Source organism: Weissella fangxianensis (assembly GCF_024718545.1).
Classification (GTDB): Bacteria; Bacillota; Bacilli; order Lactobacillales; family Lactobacillaceae; genus Weissella; species Weissella fangxianensis.
The window spans coordinates 1-15,822 of record NZ_JAMXDB010000018.1 but is presented as its reverse complement, the minus strand read 5'-3'; the positions used below and the strand labels follow the sequence as shown (position 1 = coordinate 15,822).

Sequence of the window (15,822 nt, the reverse complement as noted above, 5' to 3'; positions counted from 1 at the left end):
TTAGCTAATTAAATATCTTATAGATTATTTAGAAGGGGAGAAAGATGATACAACCAGTTAGTATGAACAATGTAAAAATTTTGGACAATGAAATATTGCATTTTCAAGAAAATACAATCAGTTATTTACTATCATTGGAGCCTAAAAAGTTTTTGTTTGAGTTCGATAAGATATCAGGTATTGATTCGGGAAATGTTACTGGATATGCGGGTTGGGAACGTAGTGATAAGGTGAATTTTAGAGGACATTTTTTTGGACATTATATTTTGGCACTGTCTCAAGCAATTTTAATGGTTGATAACAAAGTCATACGTGAGAAATTGGTAAACAAATTGGCAACCAGTGTTAATGGATTATATGATGCTCAGACAAATTATGCTAAATTGCATCCAGAAAGTGCTGGATATGTATCAGCCTTCAAAGAGGTCGCACTTGATGAAGTGGAAGGAAAAGCTATTGCTGCTGAGGATAAGGAAAATGTTTTAGTACCGTGGTATGATCTCCATAAAATTTTAGCCGGATTACTTGCAACATATACTAATTTAAAAGAACAACTCCCAGAAATCAGTGGCAAAGCGTTAACGATTGCTAAAAGGTTTGGTGAGTACGTTTACAATCGACTAATTCAACTGACTGATAGTGCTTATATGTTAAAAATCGAATATGGTGGTATGAATGATGCTTTGTATCAGCTATTTGAAATAACATTGAATGCACATTTTCTAACAGTTGCAGAATATTTTGATGAAGTGACACTATTTGAATCATTAGCGGAAAATAAAGATATCTTGTCGGGTAAACATGCTAATACGACCATTCCAAAATTGATTGGCGCTTTACACCGATATGTTATTTTTACAGATCAAGACTTACAAAATAAGTTTTTGGATACTAAACAACAGACAAACCTGATGATGTATTACCAAGCAGCAAAAAATTTTTGGGACATTGTCGTTAATAATCATACTTATATCACTGGTGATAATAGCCAAGGGGAACATTTTAGAGAACCGTCAGCGCTATATCATGATGCCGAAGAATTAGATGGCGGACAAACCTGTGAGTCATGTAATGCATATAACATGTTGAAACTAACGAGATTGCTATTTACAATTTCGGGTAATAAAAAATATTTAGACTATTATGAACAAACGTATATTAATACCATTTTAGCCTCACAAAATCCAGAAACTGGTATGATGACATACTTTCAACCGATGGCTGCAGGTTATACAAAAGTCTATAACCGTCCATTTACAGAATTTTGGTGCTGTACGGGAACGGGTATTGAGAATTTTACAAAACTAAGTGATAGTTACTATTTTAAGAAAAATAATCAACTCTATGTTAATTTATACTTCTCAAACGAATTACAGATTACAGCAAATAATTTGGTCATCAAATTACGTGGGAATAACCAACGAAATCAGTTCGACTTAACTGTATCAAAACTTGATAGTCATAAGCCCGTTAACCCAATTCAATTATATTTAAGGAAACCAAAGTGGGCTGGGGATGATTCGGCACTCTTGCACAATGGACAAAAGGTAGAGAGATTTGTTAATGCTGATGGATTTTGGCAGATTTCTGATTTGGCACCTGGAGATGAAGTGAAAATTAATTTTGCGATGAATTTGAATGTCGTGAGCGCTCCGGATAATAAAAAATATGTTGCGCTACAGTATGGACCATATGTATTAGCAGGGTGTGCGGACTCACAAATCGAGCAACAAAACTTGGATCATCCAGGTGGTGTCCTGGTTAGAATGGCAATTAGGGATGAAACTTTTCCACAAACTCTGACATCAGAAGTTGACTTTTCAAGTTGGCAGGGACAAGTTGAAAATGAAGTACAGATTGATTTTGCTTCTGATAATTTGTTTAAGATGACGCTACCTAATATAGCCGAAGATTATGATTTTATCCCATATTATCAAGTGTATAAATCTCGTTACGGCGTTTATTTTGAATGGCAAAAGGCAGGTTCAAGGGAAGTAAAACAGCGGCGTATGAAACTTGAGCAAGCAAAAGTTATTAAAGAAAATACGATTGCCGATTTGATTAACTTTGATAATAATAATGCTGAATTTACTTATCAGTTGGTAAAAGATAATTCCGAGGTTGGCGACCAATGGGGTCATACGTATCGTATGGCATATAAAAACGGTTCGTTTGGCTATACATTTGACTTACAAGGTAACGAGGATAGTAATCTAGAATTATCGTTCTTATTAAATAATGAAGATACTGGTAAACGATTAAAGTTTAGGTTAAATGATAATCCAGCTGACGATAAAATTTTGTCTGTTTCGTCAAATGAAACTGGAGATGAAGATGGCTTTTATACAAAGAAGTTTCATATTTGTCCGAAGGGACAGCAATTAAAGCTTGATTTTCTTTCGGATGGTCAAACTAGTCTCAGAATATTTGAAATTAAAATAATGAGAAAATAGGTACCGCTTGTTCGCCATTTTTGACTAATGAGTGGTAGATTTACAACAAAACTTTTGAAGAAAGTAAGTTGAAATACCAGCAGAGTATCTAAAAAAATTGGTGAGTTATTTAATTTTAAAAAGTTTAATAGTGAAATAGTTGAAGAAGCTGATTAATTCGTGAGCATGTCATTGATTCAGTTCCTTCAACTATTTTTTATTTAGTTTAAAACCAGCTCAAGCATTAAGGAAAATAACTAAGCAAGATAAAGTTAATTAGTTTGCAAAAGATAATATGCAAAAAAGATTGGAACAATTATTTTGTTCCAACCCCACGAATGATATTAAATTACTTATCAGAATTCCTTTTACGTGGTGTTATTTTATTACCAACATCAGCTGCAACTTGCTTAGACTTATTGGCAACATTCCTTACGGTTTGCTTGCGCTTTTCTTGCTTATCAATTTTTTGATCAACCATATTTTTGAATAAGGTATTACTCTTTTCGATTGTATCAGCATCTGCATAGTAGATCTTTACAAAGGTTGTTGGATCAACATTTGTGCCACCTTTTGGTAGGATATGTAATATTGTGTCGCTATCGTTGTTGGCATACTTAATATCGGCGGGTAGCTTTACCAGAGCATAGTTAAATTCATATTGTTCAAGAACTTTGCTTGCTTCATCTAAGGGGAGTGATTTAACATCGGGTATTTTGACATAGTGCTTTCTTTTATCTAGCTGATTATTGATAATTTTAGTCGCCTCATCTAGTGCGACAGGAGTTACTGCAGCAGATACTACTCTTGCTAATCTACCAATAATTTGTAATTTTCCCATGATGCACCTTATGCCTTTCGTCAATTTATAACAATTGTTGTTAGGAACTATTCTACACTATTCACTAGCAATTAATAGATGATTTTAGGTATCTCAGAATGAAGATGAATATATATATATGATATAATTAATATGGTGGATTTTTTGATTTAGCGATATCTTTGGGGGATATTAGCTATATTTCCACGGTGAGTTGAATTAATTTTTTTCAAGTCAGGTCAAATTAAAAGGGGGAAATTTTATAATGACTGAGCGTAGTTACGATTTTTTAATGCCAAGTGTTAACTTCTTTGGTCCCAATGTTATTGGGAAAATTGGGGAACGTGCTAAAATTCTGGGAATGAAAAAGCCAGTATTAGTCACGGATAAATTTTTGGAAGGCTTAGAAGGTGGTGCGGTACAACAAACTATTGCATCACTAGAAGCCGCAGGGGTGGACTACGTTATTTATAACGGTGTTGAACCCAACCCAAAGATTCGTAACATTCAAGCCGTGAAGGCTTTATATGAAAAGGAGAATGCTGATTCAATCATCACGATTGGTGGTGGTTCAGCTCATGATACAGGTAAGGGTGCCGGAATTATCTTAACTAATGGTTCTGATATTACGAAGTTGGCTGGTATAGAAACACTTGATAATGCTTTGCCACCATTAATTGCGGTTAATACAACTGCCGGAACCGGTTCTGAATTGACTCGTCATGCGGTTATTACAAATGAAGAAACACATTTGAAGTTTGTCGTTGTGTCATGGCGTAATATTCCACTAGTTTCATTTAATGATCCAACATTAATGTTAGATGTTCCTAAAGGCCTGACAGCAGCCACTGGAATGGATGCGTTTGTGCAGGCAATTGAACCATACGTTTCAGTCGATCATAATCCAATTACTGACTCGCAATGTATTGAAGCCATTGAGCTTGTGGAATCATCATTACGAGAAGCCGTTGCCAATGGGCACAATTTAGATGCTCGAACAAAGATGGTAGAGGCAGAGATGTTGGCCGGAATGGCATTTAATAATGCGAACTTGGGTTACGTCCATGCCATGGCGCATCAATTAGGTGGTCAATATGACGCGCCTCATGGTGTATGCTGTGCGTTATTGCTACCTTATGTTGAAAAGTATAACCTCATTGCTGACCCACAGCGTTTTGCAGAGTTAGCTGAATTTATGGGAGAAAATACAGAAGGATTATCAACGCGTGATGCAGCAGAGCTTGCTATCAAGGGGATGAAGCAGCTTTCAGATGATGTTGGTATTCCAGAAACTATTCAGGAAATTGGTGCTGATCCAAAGGACTTTGAACTAATGGCTGAAAATGCGTTGAAGGATGGTAATGCCGCATCAAATCCACGCGTTGGTACGAAAGAAGATATTGTTAAAATATTCCAAGCTGCCTATGATGGTGATTTGGCATTTTCAATTTAAAAGATATAGTGTTATAAAGCGAGACTATTGCTAATTAAATAATTTGTATATTAAGCAGCTGAATTTATTGTAAATTCGGCTGCTTTTTAGCATAGCTCTGTGACAAGAAATTTGTTTTATAAAAATGATTCCTTATTGTAAACGTTTTTTGCAACCATATTTTGTTGTGTTATAATAGTTGGTGTACAAAACCAACTTACTTAAAAATTAAATAAAACGTTGCTAGCTAGTAGTAAAAAGAGGGGAAAGAAATATGAGACGTATTTCTACAGGTTTTATCTATTTCTTTGGGGCCTTAGGTGGTCTATTGTTTGGATATGATACTGGAGTTATTTCTGGAGCTATTTTATTTATTCAAAAGCAGATGGAATTAAATTCTTGGCAACAAGGTTGGGTTGTTAGTGCTGTATTGATCGGTGCAATTCTTGGGGCAGCCATAATTGGACCATCTTCAGATAAATTTGGTCGAAAAAAATTGTTGATTCTATCATCAATAATTTTCTTTGTTGGAGCACTTGGATCCGCATTCTCACCAGAATTTTGGACACTAGTTATTTCCAGAATTATTTTAGGAATGGCTGTTGGTGCGGCATCAGCATTGATTCCAACGTATCTGGCAGAGCTGGCACCCGCTGATAAGCGTGGTACAGTTTCTAGTTTGTTCCAGTTAATGGTTATGACTGGTATTTTTGTGGCATACGTAACCAACTATGGTTTCTCTGGATTCTATACAGGTTGGCGTTGGATGCTTGGATTTGCAGCAATTCCAGCGGTGATTCTTTTCTTTGGTGGACTATTATTGCCTGAAAGTCCTCGTTTTTTGGTTAAGATTAACCAAGCTGATAAGGCTGAAGACGTTCTGCTAAATATGAATAAGGGGAATCAAAAAGCTGTCGATAAGGAACTTGTAAACATTCATGAGGCGGCTAATATTAAAAGTGGTGGTTGGTCAGAACTGTTTGGTAAGATGACCAGACCAGCTTTGGTTATTGGAATCGGATTAGCTATTTTCCAACAAGTAATGGGATGCAACACTGTGTTATATTATGCACCTACTATTTTCACTGACGTTGGTTTTGGTGTATCAGCAGCCTTAATAGCGCATATTGGTATTGGAATTTTTAATGTTATAGTAACCGCTGTTGCCGTGGCTATTATGGATAAGTTTGATCGTAAAAAAATGTTGAATGTGGGTTCCATAGGAATGGGAATTTCATTAATTGTTATGAGTATTGCAATGAAGTTTTCCGGTGAATCACAAACTGCTGCAGTCATTTGTGTTATTGCACTAACGATTTATATTGCATTTTTCTCAGGAACTTGGGGACCCGTTATGTGGGTTATGATTGGTGAGGTTTTCCCATTAAATATCCGTGGATTGGGAAACTCTTTTGCCAGTGTTATCAATTGGACAGCAAATACAGTGGTTTCACTAACATTCCCATCATTGCTAGACTTTTTTGGAACCGGAAGTCTATTCTTAATTTATGGTATCCTTTGCTTCATAGCTATTTGGTTCGTGAAAAGGTATGTATTTGAAACACGTAACCGTAGTCTTGAAGATATTGAAGAGTCAATGCGTGCACATATAAATACTCCTAAGGTTCAACAGGGACATCAATCAGAAATTTAAAAAATTTATGGCCAGTCTGTGACTGGCTTTTTTGATGCCTTATCATTTTAGGAAATATGATAAAGTTATATAATAAAGCGAACTAAAATAGTTAGAAACGAGAAAATATAATGAATGAAGGAACAAAAAAAGAGTCTTTCCACCAAGGAAATTTAAGATTGGTGCTCCAACAGGTTATTAATAATGCACCAATTTCACGGATTGAGATTGCTAGAAATTTGGGTATGAATAAATCATCTATTACGACCTTGTATAATGAAGTAGATGAGATGGGCTATTTAAAAGAAATTGGTAGTGGTGAAGCATCTAAAATGGGTGGACGTAAGCCAACTTTGGTAACCATAAATGATAATTTTGGTTATACAGTAAGTGTTGATTTAGGTTACCGTCATTTACATATTATGTCTAATTTGCTTAACGGCAAAAGTGTTAGCTATGAACGAATTGAAATTAACAATCGTGATATTTATAAGACTATTGATATTATTAAGAAGCAAATCCAGACAATTGGTGCGGAGATGGATACAGAAAATGGGTTGTTAGGCATTGCGTTTTCTATACATGGTGTGGTACACGATAATAGAATTGTGAAATCACCATTCTGGGATATAAAAGATGTTGACTTGAAACAAATATTTGAAGACGAATACCATGTACCAGTTGTCTTGGAAAATGAAGCTAATTTATCTGCTGTATACGAACGAGATTTCAATGCGGCGCAAAGTGATGATAATATTTTAAGTATTAGTATTCATAAAGGAATTGGAGCCGGAATTATTTTAAACCGCAATTTATATCATGGATTGAAAGGAGCGGCCGGTGAAATTGGTAGTTCGTTGATGTTTACTAATATTGATGAACAAAATCAATATAATTTTGAAAAAGTTGAAAACTTTTGCTCTGAAGATGCCATTATTGAAAGAATTCAAAAACAAAAGAAAATTTCGGGTTTGGATCGTGAAGGCTTGGAAAAATTATTACATGAAAAAGATAAGGATGCGCAAAGGGTTGTTGACTTGTTTATCGCCGCTATTTCGCGAGTTATTTACAACGCATCAGTGTCATTTTCACCAGAAAAAATATTTATTAATTCGAAATTGATGGAAGATATCCCTGGAATTTTTACGGCCATTCAAACAACAACAAAGAGTTTAGACATGGTGCCAGAACTGTATATGACAAAACGATCAAATTGTGCAACGTTACTGGGTGCTTGTTCAATTATTACCCACCATGTACTGGGGTTGGATGAATATAATTTGGTATTTGCATCTCAAGAAAATAAATAAGAAATAACAATTGTTATAGCCTGTGGTTATAGCAATTGTTATTTTTTTATGGTCGTTAAATGATAGAAAAGTTTGTTGTTTTGACAGAAAACAGTTGATAAATTTAATATTTCAGTCTAAAATAGTCCTTGTAAGTTGGTTGGTACATAAAACAGACTAACTCAAACGAGAGTTAGATATTCATTATAGGGGTGAAAAAAATGACTGAATTATTTGATTTTCCAAAAGTAGATTATGTTGGGGGAAAGAAAGGATTGGATTTCTTAGATACTAAGGGATATAACTATTACAATCCTGATGAAGAATTTACAATCAATGGTGAAACAAAACCAATGAAGGATTGGCTGAAATTCTCAGTTGCTTATTGGCACACCATGGACCAGCGTTTAGTCGATCCGTTTGGGGAAGGTACTGCTGTTCGTCCATGGGATGTTGATGGTGTTGATGACATGGAAGACATGGACCATGCTTTAGCAAAAGTTGACTACTTATTTGAGTTTATGGATAAGTTAGGACTAGAATACTTTGCCTTCCATGACCGTGATTTGGCACCACAAGGAAGGACATTAGCTGAAACAAATGCTAATTTGGATAAAGTGGTTGATAAGATTGAACAAAAGATGAAAGAAACCGGTAAGAAATTACTTTGGAACACATCATCATTATTCACGGATAAGCGTTTCTTAGCTGGTGGTGCAACCACACCATTCGCTGATGTCTTTGCTTATTCAGCTGCTCAAATCAAGCATTCACTAGAAATCGCCAAGCGCTTGGGGTCACAATCATATGTCTTCTGGGGTGGCCGTGAAGGTTATGAGTCACTATTAAATACAGATACAAAGCGTGAACTAGATCATATTGCCGCATTCTTTAAGATGGCACGTGATTATGCTAAGGAAATTGGTTATACTGGTCAATTGTTATTGGAACCAAAGCCTAAGGAGCCAACTGATCACCAATATGATACAGATGTTCAAACAACTATTTCATTCCTACAAACATATGGTTTGGAAAAGGATTTCAAGTTAAATATTGAAGGTAACCACGCATACTTGGCTGGCCATAAGTATGAGCACGAAGCACGTTTTGCTCGTGAAGCAGGATTGTTAGGTTCACTTGATGCAAACATGGGTGATAAGCAAACTGGTTGGGATATCGATGAATTCCCTAACGATATTTATGAATCAAGCCTGGTTATGTATGAATTTATTTTGAATGGTGGTCTACCTAAGGGTGGGTTGAACTTTGACGCTAAAGTACGTCGAGCATCATTTAAGCCAGAAGATTTGTTCTATGCGCACATGGCAGGAATGGATACGTATGCGGCTGGTTTCCGTGTTGCGATGAAGATGTATGAAGATGGCTTCTTAGAGAAGATTAAGCATGATCGTTATGCATCATTTGACAAAGGTATCTTTGCAGATTTCGAAAATGGTGAAGGTTCTTTGAAGACGTTTGAAGATTATATTCTTCATAAGACGAATGATGAAATCTTTGATAAAGTTGAATCACAACACCTTGAGGCAATTAAGGCAACGTTAAATAATTATATTTATTCTGTTTTAGGTCCAACTTTTAACTAAATTTGACAGGATACAAGCACAAGACGCCTCAATCTAATTACTGATTGGAGCGTTTTGTTTATATAAAAAAGATAGGAAATAATTATGACAAAAGAAGTTGTATTAGGCGTCGATTTAGGAACATCGGCAGTTAAAGTATCAGCTGTTGATCGACAAGGAACAATCGTTGCACAGGAGGCATATGATTATCCCTTGTCACAACCCGCACCGGGATATAGTGAACAAAATCCAGAAGAATGGGTTAGTGGGACAACGGTCGCTATCGTACGATTGATATTAAATGACCACTTAAAGGCGGAACAAATTAAGGGTATTTCATTTTCTGGACAAATGCATGGACTAGTGACATTGGATAAAGCAGGTAAGATTATTCGTCCAGCAATTTTATGGAATGATACGCGTGCATCTAAACAGACTCGTAAAATTAATGAGCAAATGGGTGATGAGTTCATTAATATTACACGTAACCGTGCACAAGAAGGTTTCACACTCCCAGCTATTTTGTGGCTAAAAGAAAATGAGCCAGAGACATTTTCGCGAATTGATAAAATTGTGACACCAAAGGATTATTTACGCTATCGTATGACCGGTAAATTACAAATGGAGATATCTGATGCAGCAGGGACAGTCGCCTTAGACGTTGCAGCAGGTACTTGGTCAAAACGGGTGCAGGAAGTATTTGATTTACCTGCAAATATGTTTCCTGAGATTATTCAATCAATCGATAACGTTGGATCAATTTCAGATGCTTATGCCGAATTTTCAGGTTTAACCACTGAGACACAGGTTATTGGTGGAGCAGCTGATAATGCGGCTGGAGCAGTTGGAACAGCTATTCTGCAACCAAATATGGTCATGTCGTCGATAGGAACCTCAGGAGTTGTCTTGAAGTATGAGGACACAGCCGATGTTAATTATCATGGTAAAGTAACGTTCTTCAATCATGCCATTCCTAATAAGTTTTACTCAATGGGTGTGACGTTGGCAGCTGGCTATTCATTGTCTTGGTTTAAGAAAAACTTTGCTAGTGAGATATCGTTTGATGAAATGGTTGATTCTGCAAAGTCGTCAACAATTGGCGCTAATGGTCTATTGTTTACGCCATACATTGTTGGTGAACGTGGGGATGGAGACATTCGTGGTGCATTTATTGGTGTTGATGGGACACAGACCCGTGCAGACTTTGTGCGATCAGTTCTAGAAGGAATTATCTATTCATTTAAAGATTTGTTTGAAATTTATGAAGCGGCTGGTACAAGTTTTGATACAGTTGTCGCCATTGGTGGTGGTGCAAAGTCATCGTTATGGTTACAAATTCAGGCAGATATTTTTAATACAAAAGTGGTAGCACTTCAAAATGAACAAGGACCAGGAATGGGGGCAGCTATCTTAGCAGCTGTTGGTCTTGGTTGGTTTGATAGTGTACAAGAAGCCGCAAATAAGTTTACTAGTTTTGGTAAAACTTACAAACCGGTACCAGAAAATGTGGCGCATTATCGTGAATACTACGCATTATACAAGAAAATTTATGGACAAACAGCCGAGCTATCACATGATTTGTTAGCTTTGAGGAGAAAATAATAAAAAAGATGTCTGACACCTCAATGTCAGACATTTTTTTATTTTACTTAAGAACAACTTGCTGCGCAGCATTAATAATTCGATAGTTACTTTTTGAAAATATTATTAGTGATAATATCTAGTTAAAATACTTATGATTGGCAGAGTAAAGTAAATTAAATGATAAAAATATTAATTGAGTTGTTAAAGTGGCATAATTTAGCTAAACTAAAGTGAGAGCGTTTGCAAAAACATCTATAGAAATGTTTAGTGGGGATGAGAATAGATGCTATCAGATGAAATTATTTTACTAGATGAAGCTGCGGCTGATAATCAAGAAGCACTTGGAAAAGTTGCTGATCAAATGACTAGGAGCGGGGCAGTTAAAACTTCTTATAAATCAGCAGTTTTAAAACGTGAGATTGATTTTCCGACTGGTTTGGCAACCGTCAATATTGGTATTGCCATGCCACATACGGATGCAGAATATGTTAATTATGATCAACTTGGCGTATTGCGTTTACGTGAACCCGTATCATTTTTTCAAATGGGGGATGGTGAAAGGATTCAAGTAAGGTTTGTATTTATGTTGGCATTAAAGGAAACACATGCACAATTGGCCATGCTACAGAAGTTAATAGCGTTAATTCAAGATAAAGCAAGCATTCGACAATTATTATTAGCTGAAGATACAGATGAAATTATTGATACGTTAAATAATGTGGGAATTGAGTAGAGAGGGAAAGCTATGGGGGTAATTAAATGGCTATTAGATGCTGGTCCAACAGTGTTCTTGCCGTTATTACTATTTATTTTTGGGATTGTATTACGAATTAAACCAGGTAAGGCTTTCAAGTCTGCGTTGATGATTGGTATCGGATTCACTGGTTTGAACTTAATTCTTGGTTTGTTAACTGATAACTTAGGGCCAGCTGCCCAGGCAATGGTTAAAAACTTTGGATTATCATTAGATGTCATTGATGTTGGTTGGCCAGCCGCATCAGCCATTTCATATGGGACAACGCTAGGCAGTTTAGCCATCCCAATTGGTGTAGCTTTGAACGTTGTGTTGTTAGTAATTGGTTTGACTAAAACGTTGGACGTTGATTTGTGGAACTATTGGCATATTGCGTTTTCAGGATCGTTAGTCTATGCAGCAACCAATAACTTTGGTTTAGGCCTGTTCACAATGATCGTGCATGCGATGTTACTTTACTTTTTAGCGGATTTGTCTGCACCGACAATTCAGAAGCATTATGGTTTAGAAGGCATTTCGTTTCCACATGGCATTTCAGCACCCGGTTTTGTGCTGGCCTTGCCGATTAACTGGTTATTGGATCGTATTCCCGGTATAAGGAATATCCATTGGACACCAGAAACCATTCAAAAGAAGTTAGGGATTTTTGGTGATTCAGCTGTGATGGGATTGATTATCGGAATTATCATTGGTGCCTTGGCACAATATGATTTGACGAAAATTTTGAATTTAGGAATTACTACAGCGGCAGTTTTGATTTTGATGCCACGGATGGTCGCCATTTTGATGGAAGGTTTGTCACCGATATCTGAAGCGGCTAACGCCATGGTACAAAAGCACTTTCCAGGACGTAACTTATATATTGGGATGGATTCAGCTTTGGCTGTTGGTCAAGAAGCGGTTCTTTCTGCTTCATTGATTTTAGTACCGGTTTCATTACTAATCGCGGTTATTCTACCAGGAAATCATGTCTTACCATTTGGAGATTTAGCAACGATACCATTTATGATAGCCGTGATGGCAGCTGTATTTGGTGGTAATGTATTCAGAATTGTTGTTGGTGGTGTGATTGATATCGCTGTTTCATTGTATATTGCGTCATGGATTGCACCATTACTGACCTCGGCAGCAAAATCAGCTCATTTTGCAATGGATGGCGCAACATCAATTTCAGTTTTGATAGATGGTGGTGCATGGACAACCTTACTGATCGTGGGCTTAGGAAAACTCATGTCGTGGAGCGGTATGACGATTGTCTTTGTCATTGTTCTTGGCCTAATGATTTGGCTAAATAAGTTTGAGAAAACAGAAAAAGTAGAGCAACAATAAATTAATTGTAGTAAAAGGGGAGATATAATCATGACAAAGTCATTAATGGTCGTTTGTGGGACTGGTATTGCAACATCAACAATTGCAACTGGTAAAGTGAAGGAGTACTTAGCTTCAGTCGGAAAAACTGATCAAGTGAAGTTCTTACAATCTAAAATTGCTGATGAAGTTAGTGCCATTGAAAATGATGATTATGATATTGTCGTTTCAACCACAATGGTACCAAGTGCAATTAAAGATAAGGTCATTAATGGGGTCTCATTACTAACTGGTGTTGGGACACAGAAAGTGTTTGACGAAATTGAAGCAAAATTATAGTTTTTGATATTAAAAAGGCAATCAGGGGTCTATGTTTACCACTGATTGCCTTTTAATATAATCAGAAATAAGCGTTACCTCAAATTTGATACAAATGCTGTTTCATAGGCATTATAAACGTTTACGATAATTGTTATCATGACAGTGTTAGGAAGTTTTTAATTAATGACAAATCACAACAATTATTAACGGGGGAAATTAATTCATGGCAACGAAATGGTGGCAAAATGATGTCGTTTATCAAGTTTATCCAAGATCATTTCAGGATAGCAATCATGATGGTATTGGGGATATTCCTGGAATTATTTCACGGCTAGATTATATTAAAAGTCTGGGTGTCACAATGATTTGGATTTCACCAATCTATAAATCACCAATGGTTGATATGGGGTATGACATTGCTGATTATCAAGCAATTGATCCACAATTCGGTACATTGGATGATTTCAAAACATTGTTAGCTGAGGCGAAAAAAAGAGATATTAAAATCATCATGGATTTGGTTGTTAACCACACATCAGATCAACATGAGTGGTTCCAAGATGCCCTGGCCAATCCTGATAGTCCATACCGAGATTTCTACATTTTTAAAAAGACTAATAATGGGGAAGCACCCAATAATTGGCGTAGTATTTTTGGTGGTTCAACTTGGGAACCAGTACCAGGTGAAGAGGGTACCTATTACTTCCACACATTTGCCAAACAACAACCTGATTTAAATTGGGAAAATCCAAAATTACGTCGTGCCATTTATGACATGATCAATTGGTGGTTAGAACTTGGCGTGGCTGGCTTCCGCGTTGACGCAATTACACATATTAAGAAGGACTTAGACTGGGCAAGTATTCCTGCCGATGATGTGGATGGTTTAGCTTCAGTTGTGAAGAAGGGGCGTAATCGTCCAGGTGTCGGCGAATTCTTGACCGAATTAAAACAAGAAACCTTTGACAAATATGATGCAGTTACGGTTGGTGAAGCATACGGTCTAGCAGATTCTGAATTAGAAAAATTTGTTGGTGAAGACGGCTACTTCTCAATGGTATTTGATTTTTCATATATGAATATTGAAGTGAAAAATGGTGATGAGTGGTATCGTGGTCGTACTAACTGGACACCAGTTGATTTACGGAATGCTTTCTTTAATGCACAGGAGGCAACGGCAGCTGCCCATGGTTCGTTAGCAAATGTCTTGGAAAATCATGACCAACCTAGAGTGTTGTCAAAGTTAGTGACTGACCCACAATATCAGACACCACAAGCAGCTAAGGCATTAGGAACGATGTATTATTTCTTGCCAGGGGTACCATTTATTTACCAAGGTCAAGAAATTGGTATGAAGAATTTTGAGCGTAAGAGTATTGGTGAGTTTAATGATGTCTCATCAATAAACAATTATGAAACAGCCTTGCAAGATGGTTACTCATCTGAAGATGCTTTGCTTGCAGTTAATCAGAAATCACGTGATAATGCCCATACGCCAATGCAGTGGGACGATAGTCAGTATGGTGGCTTTTCAGATGCAACGCCATGGTTAGCCATGGGAACTGATCGAGAAGGTATCAATGTTGCTGCTGAAGAAAATGACCCACAATCAGTTCTAAATTATTACCAAGCATTAGGTGAATTACATCATGATGCCACTTGGGAGCCTGTTATCATTAATGGTGATTTCCAGCCAATGCGGTCACTGCCTGCAACAGTTGTTGGTTACCAACGTCGGTTAGGACAAAAGGTACTGACTGTTCTGGTTAATTTGAGTCCAAAATCAGCGCGCTTTAGTCTGGTTCAGACGGGGGACGCTCTGGAACAAGTAGGTGAAGTGCAACTAACTAAGCAACGTGTTAAAATGGTCGCATATAGTGCAATTGTTTTGGGAAATAAACCAGAAGAAGGTTAGATGAATGAGTGATTTTTTGGATATCAAGCAAGCCATTATGGCCGATGAACAAAATCAAGCATATACTGCGCGTGGTATTGGACCAGTTTATCAAGTTGGTCCTGATGTTCGCATATTGATTATTGGTCAGGCACCTGGTGCAAAAGTAGAACAAACTGGGATACCATTTAATGATAAAAGTGGTGATCGTTTGCGAGAATGGATGGGAATTACTGCTGATGAATTTTACAATAGCGGTAAAGTTGGTAACCTACCATTAGATTTCTATTTTCCAGGTAAAGGAAAGAGTGGTGATATGCCACCACGTAAAGGATTTGCTGACAAATGGCATCCTAAAATGCTAGCTGATATGCCAAAAGTATCACTGATTATTTTGGTTGGCGCTTATGCACAACGTTACTATTTGCCAATCAAAAAATCTGAAACAATGACAGCTGTCATTAAACGCTCACAAGAATTTGAGCCAAAGTTTATGCCCATCGTTCATCCATCACCAAGAAACAATATTTGGTTACGGAAAAATCCGTGGTTCGAGGCAGATGTCGTGCCTAGACTACAGGCACGCGTACGTGAGTTAATGGACGAAAAGTAAAATTACAAAGTAAAAGCACAGATGCGCTGAGCATCTGAACTGAACCCCGTAAGTTGGAGTAATTTCCAAAACTTACGGGGTTTTACTATGTTTTCAAAAGAAGTACAAATTGAAGCTGTCACAATGTATCTACAAGGTATTCCGCCTTATAAAATACGG

12 protein-coding genes are annotated in these 15,822 nt (G+C 36.9%); 11 read left to right on the top strand and 1 reads right to left on the bottom strand.

Annotation, left to right across the window (positions count from 1 at the left end):
• The first annotated feature begins 44 nt into the window (after positions 1-44).
• Positions 45-2,453, top strand: coding sequence for a glycoside hydrolase family 127 protein (locus NGR58_RS06100; RefSeq protein ID WP_258088719.1), 2,409 nt, complete (start codon positions 45-47; stop codon positions 2,451-2,453).
• Positions 2,454-2,781: 328 nt separating this feature from the next.
• Here the strand turns inward: NGR58_RS06100 and NGR58_RS06095 are convergent, their stop codons facing one another.
• Complete coding sequence (locus NGR58_RS06095) at positions 2,782-3,273, bottom strand: PASTA domain-containing protein (protein ID WP_258088718.1); 492 nt, start codon at positions 3,271-3,273, stop codon at positions 2,782-2,784.
• A gap of 244 nt (positions 3,274-3,517) precedes the next feature.
• On the opposite strand from NGR58_RS06095, the gene NGR58_RS06090 reads away from it, so the two are divergent.
• The 10 genes from NGR58_RS06090 to NGR58_RS06045 all read left to right on the top strand — a co-directional run bounded on the left by NGR58_RS06090 (position 3,518) and on the right by NGR58_RS06045 (position 15,663).
• Complete coding sequence (locus NGR58_RS06090; protein WP_258088717.1) at positions 3,518-4,705, top strand: iron-containing alcohol dehydrogenase; 1,188 nt, start codon at positions 3,518-3,520, stop codon at positions 4,703-4,705.
• Between the two features lie 253 nt (positions 4,706-4,958).
• Positions 4,959-6,338: a sugar porter family MFS transporter gene (locus NGR58_RS06085; RefSeq protein WP_075270230.1), complete on the top strand. Its 1,380-nt coding sequence runs from the start codon at positions 4,959-4,961 to the stop codon at positions 6,336-6,338.
• Positions 6,339-6,448: 110 nt separating this feature from the next.
• Positions 6,449-7,627: an ROK family protein gene (locus tag NGR58_RS06080; protein ID WP_258088716.1), complete on the top strand. Its 1,179-nt coding sequence runs from the start codon at positions 6,449-6,451 to the stop codon at positions 7,625-7,627.
• A 200-nt stretch (positions 7,628-7,827) separates the two neighbouring features.
• Positions 7,828-9,210: a xylose isomerase gene (gene xylA / locus NGR58_RS06075; protein ID WP_075270228.1), complete on the top strand. Its 1,383-nt coding sequence runs from the start codon at positions 7,828-7,830 to the stop codon at positions 9,208-9,210.
• 84 nt (positions 9,211-9,294) lie between these two features.
• Positions 9,295-10,791, top strand: a complete 1,497-nt coding sequence (gene xylB, locus NGR58_RS06070; RefSeq protein ID WP_258088715.1) for a xylulokinase — start codon at positions 9,295-9,297, stop codon at positions 10,789-10,791.
• Positions 10,792-11,056: 265 nt separating this feature from the next.
• Complete coding sequence (locus NGR58_RS06065; RefSeq protein ID WP_258088714.1) at positions 11,057-11,506, top strand: PTS sugar transporter subunit IIA; 450 nt, start codon at positions 11,057-11,059, stop codon at positions 11,504-11,506.
• Between the two features lie 12 nt (positions 11,507-11,518).
• Positions 11,519-12,856: a PTS galactitol transporter subunit IIC gene (locus NGR58_RS06060; protein ID WP_258088713.1), complete on the top strand. Its 1,338-nt coding sequence runs from the start codon at positions 11,519-11,521 to the stop codon at positions 12,854-12,856.
• A gap of 30 nt (positions 12,857-12,886) precedes the next feature.
• Positions 12,887-13,174: a PTS sugar transporter subunit IIB gene (locus tag NGR58_RS06055; RefSeq protein WP_258088712.1), complete on the top strand. Its 288-nt coding sequence runs from the start codon at positions 12,887-12,889 to the stop codon at positions 13,172-13,174.
• Positions 13,175-13,379: 205 nt separating this feature from the next.
• Positions 13,380-15,071 (top strand): alpha-glucosidase, encoded by a 1,692-nt coding sequence (locus NGR58_RS06050; protein ID WP_258088711.1) that lies wholly within the window; start codon positions 13,380-13,382, stop codon positions 15,069-15,071.
• 4 nt (positions 15,072-15,075) lie between these two features.
• A complete protein-coding gene (locus NGR58_RS06045) occupies positions 15,076-15,663 on the top strand; it encodes a uracil-DNA glycosylase family protein (protein WP_258088710.1) in 588 nt (195 codons plus the stop codon).
• Positions 15,664-15,822: the final 159 nt, after the last annotated feature.

What these genes read in the sequence shown, in the direction of transcription:
- NGR58_RS06100 (WP_258088719.1), top strand. Translation starts at nt 45, where the DNA reads ATGATACAACCAGTTAGTATGAACAATGTAAAAATTTTGGACAATGAA.
- NGR58_RS06095 (WP_258088718.1), bottom strand. Translation starts at nt 3,273, where the DNA reads ATGGGAAAATTACAAATTATTGGTAGATTAGCAAGAGTAGTATCTGCT.
- NGR58_RS06090 (WP_258088717.1), top strand. Translation starts at nt 3,518, where the DNA reads ATGACTGAGCGTAGTTACGATTTTTTAATGCCAAGTGTTAACTTCTTT.
- NGR58_RS06085 (WP_075270230.1), top strand. Translation starts at nt 4,959, where the DNA reads ATGAGACGTATTTCTACAGGTTTTATCTATTTCTTTGGGGCCTTAGGT.
- NGR58_RS06080 (WP_258088716.1), top strand. Translation starts at nt 6,449, where the DNA reads ATGAATGAAGGAACAAAAAAAGAGTCTTTCCACCAAGGAAATTTAAGA.
- xylA (WP_075270228.1), top strand. Translation starts at nt 7,828, where the DNA reads ATGACTGAATTATTTGATTTTCCAAAAGTAGATTATGTTGGGGGAAAG.
- xylB (WP_258088715.1), top strand. Translation starts at nt 9,295, where the DNA reads ATGACAAAAGAAGTTGTATTAGGCGTCGATTTAGGAACATCGGCAGTT.
- NGR58_RS06065 (WP_258088714.1), top strand. Translation starts at nt 11,057, where the DNA reads ATGCTATCAGATGAAATTATTTTACTAGATGAAGCTGCGGCTGATAAT.
- NGR58_RS06060 (WP_258088713.1), top strand. Translation starts at nt 11,519, where the DNA reads ATGGGGGTAATTAAATGGCTATTAGATGCTGGTCCAACAGTGTTCTTG.
- NGR58_RS06055 (WP_258088712.1), top strand. Translation starts at nt 12,887, where the DNA reads ATGACAAAGTCATTAATGGTCGTTTGTGGGACTGGTATTGCAACATCA.
- NGR58_RS06050 (WP_258088711.1), top strand. Translation starts at nt 13,380, where the DNA reads ATGGCAACGAAATGGTGGCAAAATGATGTCGTTTATCAAGTTTATCCA.
- NGR58_RS06045 (WP_258088710.1), top strand. Translation starts at nt 15,076, where the DNA reads ATGAGTGATTTTTTGGATATCAAGCAAGCCATTATGGCCGATGAACAA.